We start from the raw sequence: 18,621 nt of genomic DNA on the forward strand, positions 1-18,621 counted from the left end.
GCCTATGATATCTCCACCTGCATCTGTAACTAAAACAGTTTTGGCGGCTGGTTACACCAAGGAAGGGGATTAACGAAATGGCGGCAAGGTATATTGGACTTAAAGAAATGTGCCAATTAACAGGAAAAAGCCATCCTACATTGTGGAAGATGTGTGCAAAGAGAAAAGAGTTTCCTGAGCCAGAAAAAACCCTAGGTGGAATATTTCTTGGCTGGCCTGAAAACGCATACGAGAAATGGGTAAGAGAGCAAACATCTAACAGCACCCGTTAGAACACCTGCTTTTCCAACGACCCCCGCAGAAATGCGGGTAACTCTTTGATTTTCCTGGTACGCCCTACAGGATTCGAACCTGTGACCTACGGCTTAGAAGGCCGTTGCTCTATCCAGCTGAGCTAAGGGCGCATCTTGGGAGATGAGCTGCATCTGTAATGCGAGGTGAGATTATACGGGGACAAACCCTTGAGTCAATGGCTTTTCTGCTTATAAATCTCCATCTGTCTATTTTCTGATTATCAATAAAACTGACAGCACGTTCATGTTCTGACAAAATAGGCGGTATCCCAATGTTTGATTTATGGATTTATTAGTACATGTCAGCAAAAATTATTGACGGGAAAACGATTGCGCAGACAATCAGAAGAGAAGTCGCAGAACGTGTTCAACAACGTGTCGCAGCGGGAAAACGTGCTCCCGGTCTTGCCGTTGTTTTAGTAGGGGAAAATCCCGCTTCTCAGATTTATGTCGCAAGCAAACGCCGTGCCTGTGAAGAAGTCGGGTTTGTCTCCCGTTCTTATGATCTGCCAGATACTACCAGTGAAGCAGAGTTACTGAACCTTATCGATCTGCTCAATAACGATTCAGAAATTGATGGAATTCTGGTGCAGCTCCCTTTACCTGCCGGTATCGACAATGTCAAGGTTCTGGAGCGTATCCAACCTGATAAGGATGTTGATGGCTTCCATCCCTATAATATTGGCCGTCTGTGTCAACGTGCGCCAAAACTGCGCCCCTGTACTCCGCGCGGTATCGCAACGTTGCTTGAGCGCTGCGAAATCAATACTTATGGCCTGAATGCCGTCATTATCGGCGCTTCAAATATTGTTGGTCGTCCAATGAGTCTGGAATTGTTGCTGGCTGGCTGTACCACCACGGTGACTCATCGCTTTACCAAAGATTTACGCCACCATGTGGAACATGCGGATCTGCTGATTGTGGCTGTCGGTAAACCGAACTTTATCCCCGGCGAATGGGTTAAACCAGGCGCTATCGTTATTGATGTAGGCATTAATCGTCTGGAAGACGGTAAGGTGATTGGTGATGTTGATTTTGAAACCGCATCAGAACGAGCAAGCTGGATTTCGCCCGTTCCAGGTGGTGTTGGTCCAATGACAGTCGCTACGCTTATCCAGAACACCTTGCAAGCCTGCGAGGAATACCATAACGTGGAAAAAACTGAAGGTTGTTAATGGAAATTTTTTATTTAGAAGGCCATCCTCATGTGGAACTGTGTGATCTGCTGAAGTTCCAAGGATGGAGTGAAAGCGGTGCGGCCGCCAAAGCAGTTATTGCTGAAGGTCTGATTGAAGTCAATGGTCAGACAGAGACGCGCAAACGCTGCAAAATTATTGCCGGGCAGGTTGTTACCTTCAACGGTGACTCTGTTTGCATCAAAGAATAACTAAAATAGGCTCCACCAAAAGGGAGCCTATTTTATAAAGCCAGCTCAGTGACTCAAAAATATATCTAACTTATTTACGACGCCAACTCGTTCCCTGCGAGCCGTCTTCCAGCTCAATCCCCATCTCATTCAACTGATTACGGGCAAAATCTGCCAGCACCCAATCCTTGTTTTTACGGGCATCATTACGCTGTTTAATCAGTGCTTCAATTTTGGTAGTTTCTTCATCATCAGCCTGAACACCACTATGCAGAAATTGTTCCGGCTCTTGTTCCAATAAGCCTAAAATACCGGCCAATTTTCGTAACTCAGCCGCCAGGCCATTCGCCGCGGCCATATTTTCTGATTTCAATCGGTTGATTTCACGTGCTATATCAAACAGTACCGAATAAGCCTCTGGCGTATTGAAATCGTCATTCATCGCTTCCTTGAAACGCGCCTCAAACATTTCACTACCTGCCGGCTGTACAGAAGCATCCGTGCCACGCAGAGAAGTATATAGACGTTCAAGCGCAGTACGCGCCTGTTTCAGGTTTTCTTCAGTGTAGTTAAGCTGGCTGCGATAGTGGCCTGACAGCAGGAAGTAACGTACCGTCTCTGAATCGTAATATTCCAGTACGTCACGGATAGTAAAGAAGTTGTTCAGCGATTTGGACATCTTCTCTTTATCCACCATCACCATTCCAGAGTGCATCCAATAATTCACATACGGGCCATCATGAGCACAGGTAGACTGAGCAATTTCATTTTCATGATGCGGAAACATCAAATCAGCACCACCACCATGAATATCAAAATGATTACCTAGCTGTTTGTTGTTCATAGCAGAACATTCAATATGCCAACCAGGACGACCAGCTCCCCACGGCGATTCCCAGCTTGGTTCACCCGGCTTAGACATTTTCCACAATACGAAATCCATTGGGTTACGCTTGACATCAGCGACTTCTACTCGTGCACCTGCTTGTAACTGGCTGAGATCCTGACGGGAAAGTGATCCGTAATCCGGATCACTCTCGACGGAAAACATGACATCACCATTATCCGCCACATAAGCATGATCACGTTTTATCAACGATTCCGTCAGTTCAATAATCTCTGGGATATGACGGGTCGCACGTGGTTCCAAGTCAGGGCGTAAAATATTCAGCGCGTCAAAATCTTTATGCATTTCCGCCAGCATACGGCTGGTCAACTCATCGCAACTTTCACGGTTTTCCGCTGCACGTTTGATGATCTTGTCATCAACATCGGTCACGTTGCGCACATAGGTCAAATCGTATCCCAGATAACGCAGATAACGAGCAACCACATCAAAGGAAACAAATGTTCTGCCGTGACCAATATGACACAGGTCATAAATCGTGATACCACACACGTACATCCCTACTTTCCCTGGATGGATTGGCTTAAATTCTTCTTTCTGGCGGCTGAGGGTATTGAAAATTTTTAGCATCGGGATTTTCCGTAAATTCACTGTACGTGTGATTAAAAATAACGAATTGATAATTCTGGATTTATGTCCTTATCTCATAAATAGATACTCGATATGGCATAGACCAATAAGATATTGAAACCTGATATTAAGCGCTTTGCAAGGTCAGCGGTCAATATAGCTTACTGAAATTAATAGGTACTGACTCATTATGGTAGATGTGATATAAAAGCCGCCTGGTCCAAATGCCCTAAACCGGGTTAATCAAAACTATTATTAGGATTTCAATTATGGTGACTTTCCATACCAATTTTGGCGATATCGTAATTAATACTTTCGCTGACAAAGCTCCTGTAACTGTTGAAAATTTCTTGAACTACTGCCGCAATAGCTTCTACGATAACACTATTTTCCACCGTGTTATTAATGGCTTCATGATTCAAGGTGGTGGGTTTGAACCTGGTATGAAGCAAAAATCGACTGACGAGGCTATCAAAAACGAAGCCAATAACGGTCTGAAAAATAACCGTGGTACTCTGGCTATGGCACGTACCAACGATCCACACTCCGCGACTGCGCAGTTCTTCATTAATGTTGTTGATAATGATTTCCTGAACTTCCGTTCTGAACGCCCTGATGGCTGGGGTTACTGCGTATTTGCAGAAGTGGTCGAAGGTATGGATGTTGTTGATAAAATCAAAGGCGTATCTACTGGCCGCAGCGGTATGCACCAAGACGTACCACGCGAAGACGTTATCATCGAAAAAGTGACTGTCAGCGAGTAATTCAGCGCGTATGTGCACACTTTTTATCGCAGATTTACATCTCAGCGAACACGAACCGGCAATCACTGCCGGTTTTCTGCGTTTTCTGCGTGAGGATGCTATTCAGGCTGATAGTCTCTATATTCTCGGTGATCTGTTCGATTACTGGATTGGCGATGATGATGATAATCCTCTCCACCATGAAATTGCCGCTGCATTAAAAACACTGAAACAACAAGGTGTTACCTGCTATTTTATTCATGGTAACCGTGATTTTCTGATCGGCTCCCGCTTCGCTGAAGAAAGCGGAATGATATTGTTACCACAGGAAAAAATAGTGGAACTGTATGGTAAGCGAGTGCTTATTTTACACGGAGATACTTTGTGTACTGATGACGAAGGTTATCAACAATATCGTAAACGGGTGCATACCCCGTGGATTCAGCGCCTGTTTTTATTATTACCTCTGTTTATCCGTCAGAAAATCGCTGAAAAAATGCGGGCCAACAGCCAATCTGTCAACAGCAGAAAATCCGAAGCAATCATGGATGTCAACCAGCAAGCCGTTATTGATGTTTTTGAGCGATATCAAGCTGACTGGATGATACACGGGCATACTCACCGCCCGGCTGTACATGAAATTTCTCTGCATAACAAAATATACTACCGCGGAGTGCTTGGTGCATGGCACCATCAAGGATCAATGTTCAAAGTAACCGGCGAATCAACGGATCTTATCTTTTTCCCATTTTGATTCCCATTCTGATTGATAGGGAACACTCACACCCAACCAGCACAACCAAAGTATAAAGCAACGCAATCGTTTTCCTTAGCTTACGGGCATGGTATGATTCGCGGCCTTAAAGCGCTATTTTCGTTCTGGTGGACGTTAAAAACACAGGAGCATTTGATTTATGACTGCCCGGCCTGATTCAGCAGGAACAACTCAACACAACGCCAAAATTGCAATCGTTATGGGGTCCAAAAGCGACTGGGCGACTATGCAGCACGCGGCGGATATTCTCACCTCCCTTGATGTCCCCTTCCATGTTGAAATTGTTTCTGCCCACCGTACACCAGATAAGCTGTTCAGTTTTGCCGAACAAGCTGAACAACATGGTTTTGATGTCATTATCGCTGGCGCAGGTGGTGCTGCCCATTTACCCGGAATGCTGGCAGCTAAAACGCTGGTACCGGTTCTGGGCGTACCCGTACAAAGTGCAGCACTTAATGGTGTAGACAGCCTCTATTCAATCGTACAGATGCCAAAAGGTATTCCCGTCGGTACACTTGCGATTGGGAAAGCAGGCGCAGCAAACGCAGCCTTGCTGGCAACACAGATCCTAGCGCGTCATGATAAAGATTTGCTGAAACGCCTTACCTGTTGGCGTGAAATACAAACTCAGGATGTACTCGATAATCCCGATCCGCGGGAGGAAGCATGAAACCAGTTTGTGTATTAGGTAACGGTCAGCTCGGACGGATGTTGCGTCAAGCGGGCGAGCCTTTAGGTATCACAGTTTATCCGGTTGGCCTGGATGCAGAACCCGAAGCCGTTCCTTACCAAAATAGTGTTATCACCGCCGAAATTGAGCGCTGGCCGGAAACCGCCCTTACCCAGGAACTCGCCCGCCATAAGGCTTTTGCTAATCGGGATATTTTTCCCCGCCTGGCAGATCGCCTGCCACAAAAGCAATTAATAGATAGCCTTGGGCTTGCAACTGCTCCGTGGCAATTACTGTCTGATATCCGCCAATGGCCGCAACTATTCGCAGAACTCAGTCATTTCGTCATCGTTAAACGCCGTATCGGCGGTTACGATGGCCGTGGACAATGGCGCATCGGTCCCGGAGATGAAACAGAGTTACCGACCGATATTTATGGTGAATGTATTGCCGAACAGGCGATTCCTTTCTCTGGTGAAGTGTCATTGGTAGGTGCACGCAATGAAAGGGGTGATTGTGTGTTCTATCCATTGACTCACAATCTGCATCAAGATGGCATTCTGCGGGCCAGCATTGCCTTTCCTCAGGAAAACTGCCATTTACAACAGCAAGCCCAGAACATGTTGTCAGCCATTATGCATGAGCTGAAATATGTCGGCGTAATGGCAATGGAATGTTTTATCGTCGATGATCATTTACTGATTAATGAACTCGCGCCACGGGTTCATAACAGTGGTCACTGGACTCAGAACGGCGCTTCCATCAGCCAATTTGAATTACACCTTCGCGCTATTCTGGATTTACCTATGCCTCAACCAGAGGTTACCGCACCATCAGTCATGGTTAATCTGATTGGCACAGATATCAATAATCAATGGCTCAGTTCGCCATTAGTACACTTGCATTGGTATGAGAAAGAAGTTCGTCCGGCGCGTAAGGTCGGTCACCTTAATCTTTCTCATTCAGATAAAAACGAATTAAAAGATACGTTGCGAAAACTAATTCCAATGCTGCCACCTGAATATCAGAGTGGTCTGGAGTGGGTGCAAGAAAAATTAAATTAGCCATTTATCAGCTAATAGCCTGGAATTAAATGTGGAAGCGGAAATAAAATAATTTACCGCTCCACAATCCCATTCGTTCCGAATTATTTTATATTCCTTTGATTATTGTGTTAATTTATTAACATTAATCGCTCTGGCTACCGTATCTACAATAGTTCTCGTTGTTTGATCTATTTCATAATTCAGTAAATCGCCAATTTTAATATCACTAAGATTAGTCGTCCTTAATGTTTCCGGAATTAAATTCAATTCTATAGTTTTATTTTCTTCATTTATGCCATTTATTGTTAAACTACAACCATGAAGACCGATAAAACCTTTATGGAAAAAATATTTGATATTATCTTCAGGAATGCTAATAATTAATCGATAAGTTTCACCAGTTTCGATAAAATCAACGACTTTTGCTACGCCTTCAATATGCCCATACAGGCTATGCCCGCCATTTTCTTTATACATTTGATGTGATCTTTCAATATTAACTTTATCTCCCACACCTAAAAGTTTTAATGTGGTCACATCAGCAGTAAAATCTGAAATATCAAAAGAAACAATATCATTTTTAAATTGTGTCACAGTCAAGCACGTGCCATTAATAGCAACACTCGCACCCACAGCAACATCATCAAAGAAGTGGTTAATATTACTTACCGTTAATGTACTAAATCCATTTCTTTTATCAAGAGATAATACTGTTTCTTTTCCTTGTACAATTCCAGTATACATAATCACCCCATTATATTTAAGTAAAAAAACCATTGAATAATAACCTTCATGTTATCTTGAAATATATTTTTGGTAAAGGGTTATTAATGGTATTTTCACGAATTATTTTAGCAAGTTTTTATATATTTATGATTTTAATATATAAAACATCACAAATAAAAAATTTAATTACTTACTTAATATAGTGATTTTTAATTATATTAAATTTATGCACCTTTATTGTTAAATAAACAATTAAATATAAAATAAGACTTGTAATTTAAACTAATGACAATTCTAAAATATATAAATATTTCGCAAACAATAACAGACTACATCTCATAAAATATTTCACATAGCAACTCAAAATATTTAAATTATAATTCACTACTAGCCTTAATTCTACTATGATATAGAAAGTATTAATTCATTGTTGTCATTTCTATGACTATCTATCATTATAAATAAAATCATAAAATTCAGTGACCTAAGTCACAATTGTACAAATATTTCCACACAACAATAAATTAACAATATTCTTTCCGATCTGGAACATAAAGTTAAACAAAAAAACATCGCTAACTAAATAATCAATATATTAGCGATACTAAAAAATAACTAAAGTTAGAATAATCTTATCTTTCTACACAGTTCGCCATTCATCAATAAAATCAAATCTTCCTTTGACAAAACCGACTCATTAGATCAATGCTATCGCTATTATTAGTTCGATAACGTATGAAAAGGGGAACCCTCGTGTTACTTGCCGGGAAAGCCCACCATCCTAAAAGCTGCCCACCGTTTTTTTTCACTTTAGGGCTCTCTTCTCCATTTTCTTGTGCTGCTTATCTGGCAATGGCCTGGTATTGGATCAGCACCAGATTAAAACAGAGAGAATTATCTTCAATATTGTTATTACTACCGGTAATCAATCAAGCTCAGGCAAGTGATTTTGTTAATTTTCAATCTGTTGATACCAGCCTTTATATACAATTTGAAAACCGGGTCGATCCCAGAAAAACGATCTCACCCATTTTAGAGGCTTTCGGTGACTACAGTATCGGAGATATGTACGTCTATAGTATTTGGCAAAATTCACTGCAAAGCGATTATACCGGTGATAAAAGCACCTACTATTATAAATTTGTACCAAGAGTGAGTTTTAGTAAAGTGACTGGTCATGACATTTCTTTTGGGCCGTTAAAAGATATTCTGTTCGCTCAATGGGTTGCTAAAACCAAAGGTATGGATTACGACTACTTTCCAGGCATCAGCATTGACTGGCAAGCAGACTGGATTAGCTGGTTACGTACAATTTTTTATTTTGAGAATAATGACAAAGGGAGCTGGAATGATCAGCGAATCCATGTTGATTACGGAATTCCCTTCAATAATCGTTTAGGTGATTTCCGGGTTGTCGGGACTTTTGATTATACATTAGGCTTACATGGACAACCCGAAACTATCGATTTCAAACCCGAGTTGCACTATGATTTAGGAAAATTCCTAGGTAATCAACCAGGTCACTTATGGACTGGCATTGTCCTGAATCCAATAAAAAATAAATACAAAATAAAAGATACCCCTTATTATCGAACAGATCAATTTAGCTACGGGATCTTTATTCGATATAGTTTTTTCTGATACCGAAATAAAATATCAGAAATTTTTGATGACCTTTATCCATTATGGAGTCAAGATGCCCATTCAACACGACAGGTTCGGACGTACTTATCAGTGGCTTCTGCTGATACTTTTGGGTCTGGTTTATTTTCTGGTCACCGCAACGACATTTACCTCATTGGGCGTTGTGTTACCCAGCATGATCAAGGAATTACGCTGGAGTTGGACTGATGCAGGTTTGGGATTCACTTTACTTGGCCTGTCATGTGGGCTGTCCAGTTACCTTCCGGCGATGCTTATTCGTCATACGAGTGTCCGGGCTACTTTGCTGATCGGTACGCTAATCTTCATCACCGGTTTTTACATCCTCTACAACACCCACAGTATCACCGCCTATTTCACCGGCACAACACTGCTGGGGATCGGTTTTAGCCTTATGGCTACCGTTCCCGGAACTTATGTCATTAGCCGGCTTTTTGAAAAACAGTCGCTGGCCTTTGGTATCTATTTCACCATTGGTGGATTAGGTGGAGTGCTTGGCCCATGGATCTATTTCCTGGCAACCGCATTCTGGGGAAGCTGGCGTATGCACTGGGCGATTTCCGGGGTATTACTGACCCTGTTCAGCCTGTTGACTATTTTAGTGATGCGCGAAGGCAAAAAGGAAAGCGCCCATGCTGAACAAGTCAGTAAAAATCAACAAGATCAAACCCCTTCCAGCATCTATCGCACCAAGGAAATCTGGAATGCCCGGCAAGCACTGCAAACTTGGCAATTCTATGCCATTGCGGCAGCTTATACCTCTTTCTTATTGTGCGGAATAACCGTTAACAGTTTTGCTGTGGCCCATATCACCGAAAACGGATTCAGTGAGTCTGTTGCCGCTTCGTCACTCAGTATTCTGGCTTTTATCAATGCATTTTCAAGATTTGCCGGAGGAGCTGTTGGTGAATGGCTCGATCCCAAAAAGCTTCTTATCGGCAGTCTGTCGATAATTATCTGTGGTCTTATCGCACTCAGTGCTGCCTCTTCATGGACATTTTTAATCCTGTTTACTTTATGTATTGGCATCGGTTATGGCATGACCTTTCTGGCATCCAGCCTATTACTGTTCAATTACTTTGGGCGTAAGCCTTACCTGGAATTGTTCTCGGTGGTGAACCTGATCTCCACTATCGCGTGTTTCGCTCCTTTCCTGGTAGGAGCGATTAAAGATTATTCAGGTAGTTTTACACCCGCATTCTTCATTATTGCCATACCCGTGTTTACCATTCTGATTATCACATTCACGATGCAACCACCTTCACAAATAGTGAAGAAACACTCTGATAACAGTACTTTGCTTAACTGAATTTAAAAAACAAAATGGACCTGAAAAGGTATTCCTTACAACATAAAAAGAAGGAATCAATGATGGCAAAAAAAGAATTCGGTGTATTTCTACCCATAGCTAAAGGCGGGTGGATTATTTCTAAAAATACACCACCACTGGATGCTTCTTATCAACAAAACCGTGAAGCCGCTATTCTGGCTGATCAAATCGGCCTGGACTTCATTATGTCCATGAGCAAATGGCGTGGCTTCGGCGGTGAGACCGAACATTGGGGTTGTTCGCTGGAATCCGTCACGATGATGGCTGGTATTGCCGAAGTGACTCATCATGCCAAACTTATCGCGACCATGCACGCTGGGCTACATAATCCTGCGGTGACGGCCAAGATGATCGCCACATTGGATCAGATTAGTCATGGACGCGCCGGGTTGAATATTGTCTCCGGTTCATTCAAGGACGAATTTGAACAAATGGGAGAATGGGATAATGATTTAGATCATGATCAACGTTATGCAATGACTGAAGAATGGGCCCAATTAATCAAACGGCTTTGGTGCGAGAAGCAGGTTGATCATCAGGGAAAGTTCTTTAACTTGAAGAATTGTGTTTCTGAACCTAAACCTGTTTCCGTTCCACGTCCTTATTTGGTCTGTGCCGGTCAATCAGAATGTGGGCTGCGCTTTAGTGTGCGTAATACTGATGTGTGTTTCATTGGTGGTAAGGATGAAGAAGAGACACAGCAAATAAGCCTAATGGCCAAACGTATTGCGGCAGAATACGGTACAACCACCAAGACCTTTTGTATGTGTACGATTATCTGCGCCGAAACAGATGAAGAAGCTGAAACTCTGGCTCAGTTCTATCGTGATGGCCTGGATATCGGCGCAGTTAAAAGCATGATGCATAGTTTCGGCGTCGATGTTGGTGAAAAAAGCAATGCTATGGTTGAACGATCCCAAAATGCTTTTATGACCCACACGGCTATCGGCAACCCAGAAACTTGTCGCAGACAATTGTCAGATTTGCTGCGCGAATGTGAACTGGATGGGGTTATGCTGATCTTTCCTGATTATGTCGAAGGTCTCACGACTTTCGGTGCCAAAATCCTGCCACAACTCAGGACCGAATTTGCTTAAACAACGATAAACAGATCAGCAAATTAATGTGGCTTCGACTCCTTGGGAATGGGTTCACCCCGTATCGGCGATCTTACCCATTCCCCGGATGTTACAAATATCGCCTTTTTACCCCTGAACCCGCCGGTGTAATCCCGTTCCCCGTAACAGCCTGATCCCCAGCCAACTACCACACGACGAAAGTAACAGGCTGCTGATGACTGGCAGTAAGAGCCACATTTGCCACTCTGGTTGCCATGGAAAATCAAACACTTTTGTCTGCAACAACCAAAGCGCAACTTCAGCACCTAATGCCGCAGTAAAACCCGCCATTAATCCAAGCAAAGCGAATTCACTCCAGAGAGTACGGCGCAGTAATGGCTTACTGGCTCCCAAGGTACGGTAAACCACCAGCTCAAGTTGTCGTTGATGCATCCCTACCTGAACCTGTGCCAACAGGAGTAATGCGCCACATACCATAACCAGCCCAACCATAACCTCCAACGCCCTGCCTACCTGCTGCAAAATACCCTGAATTTGCTTAATCATCGCACCAGTATCAAGCAAGCTCAACGTTGGAAACTGGCGATTAAGGCTGGTTAGCAGTCGGCCATCCCCTTGATAATGGAAACTGGTCAACCAGGTTTGTTGTTGATTTTCCAATGCCTGTTTTGGAAAAATAAAGAAGAAATTTGGCCGAAAACTTTCCCAGTCTACCTGTCGGATGCTGCTTACTGTGGCGCTGAATTGCTGCGTATCGCCACTGAATGTCAGTTTATCGCCGATTTTGATTGCTAAACGTTCAGCAACCCCCTTCTCAATAGAAACTTCATCCTCTTTTGGTGGCCAATTTCCCTCTACCAGGGTATTAAATGGCGGCAATTCCTCTTTCCATGTCAGGTTCAATTCCCGTCGTACAGTGTTGCTGTCCGGTTCTCTGGCATCTGCCCATGTTATCGCCGATTGCCCATTAATTTCCGTCAAACGGGCCAATACCACCGGATAGAATTCCGCCGGTTTAACCTGATACTGAGCCAACAAATTTTCTACCTGTGAAATTTGCTGTCCAGTCATATTAATCAGAAAATAGTTTGGGCTGTCCGCTGGCAGTTGTTGTTGCCAGCGATCAAGCAAATCTCCTCTGACGACCAACAACAAAGCAAATAACATAAATGATAAAGAGAAAGCCGCCAATTGAGTTACCGTCTGCAATGGCTGCCTCAGTAATCGATTAACCGCCAGACGAAAACTGAGCTGGCGGAATTTCAGATGACGCAACAACCACAATCCCCCCCAACCGAGCACAGCCAGTGATATCGCAACAATCATCATGCCGGCAAGTAACGCCCATAACATCGGTTTAGTTCCAGCCAGCAGACTCAGCCCGCCAATCACCACCAGCGCCACCAACGGCAGGTAATAACGCAACGGCCAGACGGGCGCGATAATATCATCACGCAGTACCCTTGATGGTTGGGTTGCCATTAACTGTTTGTACGGACGTATCCCCACCAGCAAAGCGATAACAGATAATGCCCCTAATGCCCATATCCACGGCCAGAAGCCTGCTTGCGGTAACGTCTTCGGCAACATAGGCGCCAAAATCTGCACCAGCAGATATTCAAACATCAATCCAAGCAGCGCCCCCACCAACGCTGCCGCACTCAATATCACCAGCCATTGACCAATCACCCATTTACGTAACGCCCAACGTCCCGCACCAAGTGTTTTAAGCACCGCAATCAAGTCATAGCGGCTACGGCAATAGTGAGTCATTGATACGGCTACCGCCGCGACAGCAAGTAATAACGTAAGCAAAGCCGATAACAACAAGAATTGCTGCGCCCTATCAATAGATTTTGCCAGCGCGCCACTATCCTGCTTCAAGGTATTCCAACGTTGATCAGCCTTAAGTTGGGGATCAATTAGCTGTTGATATTGATAAACCGCTTCTTTATCACCAGAAAACATATAACGGTACGTCAAACGGCTACCGGGCTGAATAGCGCCGGTGGATTGCGCATCATCAAGATTGATCAAAATCCGCGGTGCAATCTGGAATGGATTGAAACCACTGTCTGGTTCCTGAATTAATTCTCCACTTACCCTTAACGTGGTATCACCCACATCCAGATTATCGCCAACTTTAATTTTCAACAGTTCAAGCAAACGAGATGCTACCAGCACCGTGCCCTTTTCTGCTTTCAAACCCGGTGGATTGGTTTCCAGCTCACCATATAATGGATAATAGCTGTCTGCGGCTTTGACACTGGCAAGTTGAGGAATATCCCCAGCATAAGTCATTGTGGAGAAAGAGAGCTGGCGGCTCAACTTTAGCCCAAGGTTTCCCGCCTGTTGTAACCACCCTTCATCTACCGGGTAAGAGGCACGCAGAACTAAATCACCCGCCAGAAAATCCCGGCTCTGGTAATGAACACTTTGATCAATGCGATCACTGATCCTTCCCAATGCCAACACACAAGCCACGGCCAGCGTCAGAGATAACCAGACAATCAATAAAGAAGGAGTGCGCCATTCGCGCCAAAACCAGCGCCAAATCATTTTTCTTCCCTCAATTTACCATCGACCAACCGCAAGCAACGCTGGCAACAGGCCGCAAGCTGGCTGTCATGAGTGACTAGAATTAATGTTGTGGCGTAATCACGATTGAGAGAAAACAGTAAATCTGCAATACGGTCTCCCGTTTGTCGATCCAGATTCCCTGTTGGCTCGTCAGCAAACAAAATTTTGGGTTGGCTGCTGAATGCCCGTGCCAACGCCACTCTCTGTTGCTCCCCACCAGAAAGTTGTGCCGGCATATGTTTTAAACGCTTCCCCAATCCGAGTTGTTCAAGCAATTCAACCGCCCGTTTCTTACTGCTACTTTCCGACTCACCACGTAATAGAGCCGGAAGCTGGACATTTTCCAATGCGTTTAACGTCGGAATTAACATAAATGACTGAAAGACAAAACCAACATTTTCAGCCCGCAGTTGTGCCCTCTGTTCTTCATTCATCCGGCTTAAATTATGCCCCAGCAGCCGAACCTCGCCGTCACTGCCATCATCCAACCCAGCAATAATACCGAGCAACGTAGATTTACCCGAACCCGATTCGCCCACTAAAGCAATCGTCTGTGCAGGCTCGACAACCAACTCGACTCCCTGCAATATAGTGATCCTATGTTCCCCCTGACCAACGTGCTTACTGAGATGCTGAACTTCAAGAATATTCCCCGTTACCATTTACCCTTCCTTTTACTGATAGTGCTATTCAGCGCCAGAACGACTGCCGCTGATACCCTTTTGATTCTGGGTGATAGCCTTAGCGCTGGTTACCATCTGCCGGTTGAACAGTCATGGCCTGTTTTGATGGACAAAAAGTGGCAGAAATCCGGCAATAATATCACTGTGATCAACGGCAGCATCAGCGGTAATACCGCAGCTCAGGGCCTTGAAAGGCTACCCGAATTACTTAAACAGCATAAACCCCGTTGGGTCCTGATAGAGCTTGGCGCCAATGATGGATTACGCGGTTTTCCTCCACAACAAACAGAACAGGATCTGCAACAGATCATCACCTTAGTGAAACAAACCAATATTCAGCCTTTATTGATGCAGATCCGTTTGCCACCAAACTATGGACGCCGTTATACCGAATCTTTTGCCAGGATTTATCCCAAACTGGCAGAACACAATCAAATTCCCTTGCTGCCGTTTTACATGGAACAAGTCGCTATTAAACCAGAATGGGTACAACAAGATGGATTACATCCCAATCTGGCCGCTCAACCGTTTATCGCCGACTGGATATCTGACATATTATTAGTACACCTTAATCATTCTTAAGTAGTAAACCATCAGTTTTTACAAATAGATGTATATAAGCAGGTAAAGTTATGCAAAAGTCAGTTCTTATCACCGGCTGTTCCAGTGGGATTGGTCTGGTGGCGGCCAAAACACTCCATCAACGGGGCTACCGAGTATTAGCAGCCTGCCGGAAGCCCGAGGATTTACAACATATGCGCGAATTGGGGCTGGAACCTATCGCATTGGATCTTGACGATAAAATCAGTGTCGAACGTGCCGCTGCCGAAGTTATCCGATTAACCAATGGTCGCCTTTACGGACTGTTTAATAATGGCGGCTTTGGTATTTATGGCCCGTTAAATACCATCAGCCGTGAACAATTGGAACGCCAATTCTCTACCAATCTGTTTGGTACACATCAACTTACCTGTTTATTACTCCCGGCAATGCAGCTTCATGGTGAAGGCCGTATTATCCAAACCAGTTCAGTTATGGGACTGATTTCAACTCCAGGTCGCGGTGCTTATTCTGCCAGTAAATATGCTTTGGAAGCATGGTCAGATGCATTAAGAATGGAATTGGCAGGAACAGGAATTAAATCTTGTTTGATTGTACCTGGCCCGATAAAAACACGTTTTGCAGAAAATGTGAATCAAACCCAACGCGATAAACCCGTCGTAAATTCCAGGATCGCCCGCCATTTCACCCTGACACCCGAAGCCGTTGTGCGCAAACTGATTCATGCTTTGGAAAGTCCGAATCCTAAATTACGTTATCCGGTTACTTGGATAACCCATGCTGTCACTATTATGCGCCGGTTTTTGCCGGGAAGATTAATGGACAAAATACTGAGTAAACAGAGTGGTACAACTTGAAAGTCAGGAAAATAACCTCATCTGTTTAATATTCCTCTGCGACAATCGAATTTAAGAGACTAATTATATGCTACCAACGACTTCTGGAATTAACGTTAACGAAAGTAACCTGCACCAAACTGTTGAACAGTCTATGACTGTACCTGTTTTATTTTATTTCTGGTCTGAACATAGCCCCCACTGTCAGGAATTGGGCGTAATTCTGGATAAACTGGCAGCAGAATATGCAGATCAATTTATATTGGCAAAAGTAGATTGTGATAAAGAGCAAATGGTCGCCGCCCAGTTTGGCTTACGGGCCATTCCTACGGTTTATATGTTGCAACAAGGCCGGCCAGTAGATGGTTTCCAGGGGCCACAACCTGAAAACGCGATTAGAGAGATGCTTTCCCGCGTATTACCCAAACCGGAAGAATTGAAAGCGGCTCAGGCAGAAGAACTTATCGCGGAAGGAAAGCCGCTGGAAGCACTGCCTCTGTTGAAAGAAGCCTGGCACTTAGCCCCTAAAAATAGTGGAATTGCTCTTATATTGACCGAAGTGCAAATTATGCTCAATAATATAGAAGAAGCTCAGGAAATTCTGAATCTTATTCCATTACAGGATCAAGACTCTCATTATCATAGTTTACTGGCTCAAATTGAGTTACAAAAGCAAGCGGCGGATACACCGGAAATCCAGCAATTGCAACAAGAATTCGCCATTCAACCGGAAAATGCAGAACTGGCTGTTAAGCTCGCTCTGAAGCTGCACGAAGTCAACCGCAATGAAGAAGCTCTGGAATTATTACTGGGCTTCCTGAAAAAGGATCTTTCCGCTGCCAACGGTGCGGTACGGAAAACAATGATGGATATTATGTCTGCAATGGGAACCGGTAACGCTCTGGCTTCAAAATACCGTCGCCAGGTTTATTCGCTGCTTTACTGATTTTATTTGATTAAGGAATTGCTATGGACTTATTTGCTTTTGGTGCCGTCCCTATTCTGATATTTATCGCTGTAGTTATTGTATTTACTTGCGTAAAAACAGTGCCACAGGGTTATCAATGGACAGTAGAACGCTTCGGCCGTTATACCCGGACTTTATTACCGGGCCTGCATATTATTATCCCTTTTATCGATCGCATTGGTCGTAAAATTAACATGATGGAACAAGTGCTGGATATTCCTTCACAAGAAGTGATTTCCCGCGACAATGCTAATGTGACTATCGATGCAGTCTGCTTTATTCAGGTTGTCGATCCCGTTAGGGCCGCCTATGAAGTCAGCAACCTTGAGCTGTCCATCATCAACCTGACTATGACGAACTTCCGTACCGTTTTGGGTTCAATGGAGCTGGACGAAATGCTGTCACAGCGTGATTCCATCAATAGCCGTCTATTGCATATTGTTGATGAAGCCACTAACCCGTGGGGCGTGAAAATTACCCGTATTGAAATCCGTGATGTGCGCCCACCGAAGGAACTGATTTCTGCCATGAACGCTCAGATGAAAGCAGAACGTACCAAACGTGCTGATATTCTGGAAGCGGAAGGTATCCGTCAGGCGGCGATTCTGAAAGCCGAAGGGGAAAAACAGTCTCAGATTCTGAAAGCCGAAGGGGAACGTCAGTCCGCGTTCCTTCAGGCAGAAGCGCGTGAACGTGCCGCTGAAGCGGAAGCCCGCGCAACCAAAATGGTTTCTGACGCGATTTCTGACGGTAATATGCAAGCCATTAACTACTTTGTTGCCCAGAAATATACCGATGCACTGACCAGCATTGGCGCCTCCGATAACAGCAAAGTGATTATGATGCCGCTGGAAGCCAGTAATCTGATGGGCGCTATTGGTGGTATTGCTGAACTGATTGGCGAAAGCAAAAAAGGTAAATAACCATGATTGCACAACTTGCGGCTCAAACAACCTGGCTTTGGTTCTCTTTCGGCGGTTTACTGTTAATCGCAGAGCTTCTGGGAACCGGCGGCTATCTGTTATGGACCGGTATAGCCGCTCTCGTTGTTGCATTTATCACCTGGTTACTACCAGGAATGGGCTGGGAATTGCAAGGTATTCTGTTTGCAACGCTGACGCTGCTCTCTGCGGTGCTATGGCGCTACTGGTTACGTAGCCGTCCGTCAAAAGGCAGCGATACACTGAACCAGAAAGACCACCAGCTCATCGGTACCCAGGCTAAACTGACTGCGGATACCGAAAATGGTTACAGCCGGATCAAGCTTGCAGATGGAAGCTGGCGAGTTCACTGTGATAGAGAACTATCCGCCAATACCGAAGTAGAAGTCATTGCTGTTGATGGTATTACACTGAAAGTAAAACCCGTCGATTCTCATTGATGAGGACAGCAACCAGACAAATGATCTATGATGGGGCACGCAGCCCCGTCATCTCCTGGACACTCTTCCGCCAAAGATAACAATTTACTTCTGATTCCCTGTAACTCTTTAATCGTCTTTTCTATCTGAGCCACTTTATGCAACGTTGCCGCTTTTACATCGGCACTGTGACGATTGGGATTTCGAAATAACACTAAAAACTCACGACACTCCTCAAGCGTAAAACCGACCTGTTTCGCCTGACGCAACAGCGTTAATTCATCAATATGTTTCTGCCGATAATAACGATAACCATTATCACCTCTTTCCGGCGGTGTGATCAGATCCTTTTCTTCATAAAACCGAATAGCTTTACTGGTCAGGCCGGTTCTTTGGGCAATTTCACTGATGTTCATTTTTTCCCCTTGACCTTACCCTTGCGGGAAGGTTTAACCTTCGCAACAAGT

20 protein-coding genes and 1 tRNA gene are annotated in these 18,621 nt (G+C 44.2%); 15 read left to right on the forward strand and 6 right to left on the reverse strand.

What is annotated here, in order from left to right:
* The first annotated feature begins 77 nt into the window (after positions 1-77).
* On the forward strand, positions 78-272 hold the full coding sequence (locus LGZ99_RS01825) for a helix-turn-helix transcriptional regulator (protein WP_021323806.1): 195 nt from the start codon (positions 78-80) through the stop codon (positions 270-272).
* A gap of 55 nt (positions 273-327) precedes the next feature.
* On the opposite strand, the gene LGZ99_RS01830 is transcribed toward LGZ99_RS01825, so the two are convergent.
* Positions 328-404, reverse strand: a tRNA-Arg gene (locus tag LGZ99_RS01830).
* Positions 405-592: 188 nt separating this feature from the next.
* Between LGZ99_RS01830 and folD the strand changes: the two genes are divergently transcribed.
* The gene (gene folD / locus LGZ99_RS01835; protein ID WP_036836901.1) at positions 593-1,468 is read left to right on the forward strand and encodes a bifunctional methylenetetrahydrofolate dehydrogenase/methenyltetrahydrofolate cyclohydrolase FolD; all 876 of its coding nucleotides are present in this window, start codon (positions 593-595) and stop codon (positions 1,466-1,468) included.
* The gene (gene ybcJ / locus LGZ99_RS01840) at positions 1,468-1,680 is read left to right on the forward strand and encodes a ribosome-associated protein YbcJ (protein WP_036836903.1); all 213 of its coding nucleotides are present in this window, start codon (positions 1,468-1,470) and stop codon (positions 1,678-1,680) included. Before folD ends, ybcJ begins: the two co-directional genes overlap by 1 nt.
* 70 nt (positions 1,681-1,750) lie before the next feature.
* Here ybcJ and cysS read toward each other — a convergent pair whose 3' ends face one another.
* On the reverse strand, positions 1,751-3,136 hold the full coding sequence (gene cysS, locus LGZ99_RS01845) for a cysteine--tRNA ligase (RefSeq protein WP_036836905.1): 1,386 nt from the start codon (positions 3,134-3,136) through the stop codon (positions 1,751-1,753).
* 269 nt (positions 3,137-3,405) lie between these two features.
* Between cysS and ppiB the strand changes: the two genes are divergently transcribed.
* The 4 genes from ppiB to purK all read left to right on the forward strand — a co-directional run bounded on the left by ppiB (position 3,406) and on the right by purK (position 6,388).
* Positions 3,406-3,900, forward strand: coding sequence for a peptidylprolyl isomerase B (gene ppiB / locus LGZ99_RS01850; RefSeq protein WP_021323815.1), 495 nt, complete (start codon positions 3,406-3,408; stop codon positions 3,898-3,900).
* Between the two features lie 10 nt (positions 3,901-3,910).
* Positions 3,911-4,633 carry a UDP-2,3-diacylglucosamine diphosphatase gene (lpxH, locus tag LGZ99_RS01855; protein ID WP_036836907.1) on the forward strand — a complete coding sequence of 241 codons (723 nt, stop codon included), beginning with the start codon at positions 3,911-3,913 and terminating at the stop codon, positions 4,631-4,633.
* Between the two features lie 160 nt (positions 4,634-4,793).
* The gene (gene purE / locus LGZ99_RS01860; RefSeq protein WP_021323817.1) at positions 4,794-5,324 is read left to right on the forward strand and encodes a 5-(carboxyamino)imidazole ribonucleotide mutase; all 531 of its coding nucleotides are present in this window, start codon (positions 4,794-4,796) and stop codon (positions 5,322-5,324) included.
* Positions 5,321-6,388 carry a 5-(carboxyamino)imidazole ribonucleotide synthase gene (gene purK, locus LGZ99_RS01865; protein WP_036836910.1) on the forward strand — a complete coding sequence of 356 codons (1,068 nt, stop codon included), beginning with the start codon at positions 5,321-5,323 and terminating at the stop codon, positions 6,386-6,388. The genes purE and purK overlap by 4 nt, the downstream gene beginning before the upstream one ends.
* 102 nt (positions 6,389-6,490) lie before the next feature.
* Here the strand turns inward: purK and LGZ99_RS01870 are convergent, their stop codons facing one another.
* On the reverse strand, positions 6,491-7,114 hold the full coding sequence (locus LGZ99_RS01870; protein ID WP_036837030.1) for a riboflavin synthase: 624 nt from the start codon (positions 7,112-7,114) through the stop codon (positions 6,491-6,493).
* 735 nt (positions 7,115-7,849) lie between these two features.
* Between LGZ99_RS01870 and LGZ99_RS01875 the strand changes: the two genes are divergently transcribed.
* The 3 genes from LGZ99_RS01875 to LGZ99_RS01885 all read left to right on the forward strand — a co-directional run bounded on the left by LGZ99_RS01875 (position 7,850) and on the right by LGZ99_RS01885 (position 11,185).
* Complete coding sequence (locus LGZ99_RS01875) at positions 7,850-8,737, forward strand: outer membrane protein OmpK (protein ID WP_235184639.1); 888 nt, start codon at positions 7,850-7,852, stop codon at positions 8,735-8,737.
* Between the two features lie 55 nt (positions 8,738-8,792).
* Positions 8,793-10,067, forward strand: a complete 1,275-nt coding sequence (locus tag LGZ99_RS01880) for an MFS transporter (RefSeq protein ID WP_023043789.1) — start codon at positions 8,793-8,795, stop codon at positions 10,065-10,067.
* Positions 10,068-10,129: 62 nt separating this feature from the next.
* Entirely contained in the window at positions 10,130-11,185 is a 1,056-nt protein-coding gene (locus tag LGZ99_RS01885) for an LLM class flavin-dependent oxidoreductase (protein ID WP_152552693.1), read from the forward strand.
* A gap of 108 nt (positions 11,186-11,293) precedes the next feature.
* On the opposite strand, the gene ybbP is transcribed toward LGZ99_RS01885, so the two are convergent.
* Positions 11,294-13,726 carry a putative ABC transporter permease subunit YbbP gene (gene ybbP, locus LGZ99_RS01890; RefSeq protein ID WP_036836914.1) on the reverse strand — a complete coding sequence of 811 codons (2,433 nt, stop codon included), beginning with the start codon at positions 13,724-13,726 and terminating at the stop codon, positions 11,294-11,296.
* Positions 13,723-14,409 (reverse strand): putative ABC transporter ATP-binding protein YbbA, encoded by a 687-nt coding sequence (gene ybbA / locus LGZ99_RS01895; protein ID WP_036836915.1) that lies wholly within the window; start codon positions 14,407-14,409, stop codon positions 13,723-13,725. The genes ybbP and ybbA overlap by 4 nt, the downstream gene beginning before the upstream one ends.
* Here ybbA and tesA point away from each other — a divergent pair.
* The 5 genes from tesA to LGZ99_RS01920 all read left to right on the forward strand — a co-directional run bounded on the left by tesA (position 14,380) and on the right by LGZ99_RS01920 (position 18,175).
* The gene (gene tesA / locus LGZ99_RS01900) at positions 14,380-15,012 is read left to right on the forward strand and encodes a multifunctional acyl-CoA thioesterase I/protease I/lysophospholipase L1 (protein ID WP_196815148.1); all 633 of its coding nucleotides are present in this window, start codon (positions 14,380-14,382) and stop codon (positions 15,010-15,012) included. The two genes, ybbA and tesA, sit on opposite strands and share 30 nt — an antisense overlap.
* Before the next feature lie 50 nt (positions 15,013-15,062).
* Positions 15,063-15,848 (forward strand): SDR family oxidoreductase, encoded by a 786-nt coding sequence (locus LGZ99_RS01905; RefSeq protein ID WP_021323825.1) that lies wholly within the window; start codon positions 15,063-15,065, stop codon positions 15,846-15,848.
* A 67-nt stretch (positions 15,849-15,915) separates the two neighbouring features.
* Positions 15,916-16,773, forward strand: coding sequence for a co-chaperone YbbN (locus LGZ99_RS01910; RefSeq protein ID WP_262978812.1), 858 nt, complete (start codon positions 15,916-15,918; stop codon positions 16,771-16,773).
* Positions 16,774-16,796: 23 nt separating this feature from the next.
* The gene (locus LGZ99_RS01915) at positions 16,797-17,717 is read left to right on the forward strand and encodes an SPFH domain-containing protein (protein WP_021323827.1); all 921 of its coding nucleotides are present in this window, start codon (positions 16,797-16,799) and stop codon (positions 17,715-17,717) included.
* 2 nt (positions 17,718-17,719) lie between these two features.
* Positions 17,720-18,175, forward strand: a complete 456-nt coding sequence (locus LGZ99_RS01920; RefSeq protein WP_021323828.1) for an NfeD family protein — start codon at positions 17,720-17,722, stop codon at positions 18,173-18,175.
* On the opposite strand, the gene cueR is transcribed toward LGZ99_RS01920, so the two are convergent.
* Complete coding sequence (cueR, locus tag LGZ99_RS01925) at positions 18,169-18,570, reverse strand: Cu(I)-responsive transcriptional regulator (protein WP_021323829.1); 402 nt, start codon at positions 18,568-18,570, stop codon at positions 18,169-18,171. The two genes, LGZ99_RS01920 and cueR, sit on opposite strands and share 7 nt — an antisense overlap.
* Between the last annotated feature and the right edge of the window lie 51 nt (positions 18,571-18,621).

Source organism: Photorhabdus temperata, assembly GCF_025384845.1.
In the GTDB taxonomy this organism is placed as follows: Bacteria; Pseudomonadota; Gammaproteobacteria; order Enterobacterales; family Enterobacteriaceae; genus Photorhabdus; species Photorhabdus temperata.

Excerpts from the sequence above, each read along its gene's own strand:
- LGZ99_RS01825 (WP_021323806.1), top strand. The coding sequence starts at position 78 with ATGGCGGCAAGGTATATTGGACTTAAAGAAATGTGCCAATTAACAGGA.
- folD (WP_036836901.1), top strand. The coding sequence starts at position 593 with ATGTCAGCAAAAATTATTGACGGGAAAACGATTGCGCAGACAATCAGA.
- ybcJ (WP_036836903.1), top strand. The coding sequence starts at position 1,468 with ATGGAAATTTTTTATTTAGAAGGCCATCCTCATGTGGAACTGTGTGAT.
- cysS (WP_036836905.1), bottom strand. The coding sequence starts at position 3,136 with ATGCTAAAAATTTTCAATACCCTCAGCCGCCAGAAAGAAGAATTTAAG.
- ppiB (WP_021323815.1), top strand. The coding sequence starts at position 3,406 with ATGGTGACTTTCCATACCAATTTTGGCGATATCGTAATTAATACTTTC.
- lpxH (WP_036836907.1), top strand. The coding sequence starts at position 3,911 with ATGTGCACACTTTTTATCGCAGATTTACATCTCAGCGAACACGAACCG.
- purE (WP_021323817.1), top strand. The coding sequence starts at position 4,794 with ATGACTGCCCGGCCTGATTCAGCAGGAACAACTCAACACAACGCCAAA.
- purK (WP_036836910.1), top strand. The coding sequence starts at position 5,321 with ATGAAACCAGTTTGTGTATTAGGTAACGGTCAGCTCGGACGGATGTTG.
- LGZ99_RS01870 (WP_036837030.1), bottom strand. The coding sequence starts at position 7,114 with ATGTATACTGGAATTGTACAAGGAAAAGAAACAGTATTATCTCTTGAT.
- LGZ99_RS01880 (WP_023043789.1), top strand. The coding sequence starts at position 8,793 with ATGCCCATTCAACACGACAGGTTCGGACGTACTTATCAGTGGCTTCTG.
- LGZ99_RS01885 (WP_152552693.1), top strand. The coding sequence starts at position 10,130 with ATGGCAAAAAAAGAATTCGGTGTATTTCTACCCATAGCTAAAGGCGGG.
- ybbP (WP_036836914.1), bottom strand. The coding sequence starts at position 13,726 with ATGATTTGGCGCTGGTTTTGGCGCGAATGGCGCACTCCTTCTTTATTG.
- ybbA (WP_036836915.1), bottom strand. The coding sequence starts at position 14,409 with ATGGTAACGGGGAATATTCTTGAAGTTCAGCATCTCAGTAAGCACGTT.
- LGZ99_RS01905 (WP_021323825.1), top strand. The coding sequence starts at position 15,063 with ATGCAAAAGTCAGTTCTTATCACCGGCTGTTCCAGTGGGATTGGTCTG.
- LGZ99_RS01910 (WP_262978812.1), top strand. The coding sequence starts at position 15,916 with ATGCTACCAACGACTTCTGGAATTAACGTTAACGAAAGTAACCTGCAC.
- LGZ99_RS01915 (WP_021323827.1), top strand. The coding sequence starts at position 16,797 with ATGGACTTATTTGCTTTTGGTGCCGTCCCTATTCTGATATTTATCGCT.
- LGZ99_RS01920 (WP_021323828.1), top strand. The coding sequence starts at position 17,720 with ATGATTGCACAACTTGCGGCTCAAACAACCTGGCTTTGGTTCTCTTTC.
- cueR (WP_021323829.1), bottom strand. The coding sequence starts at position 18,570 with ATGAACATCAGTGAAATTGCCCAAAGAACCGGCCTGACCAGTAAAGCT.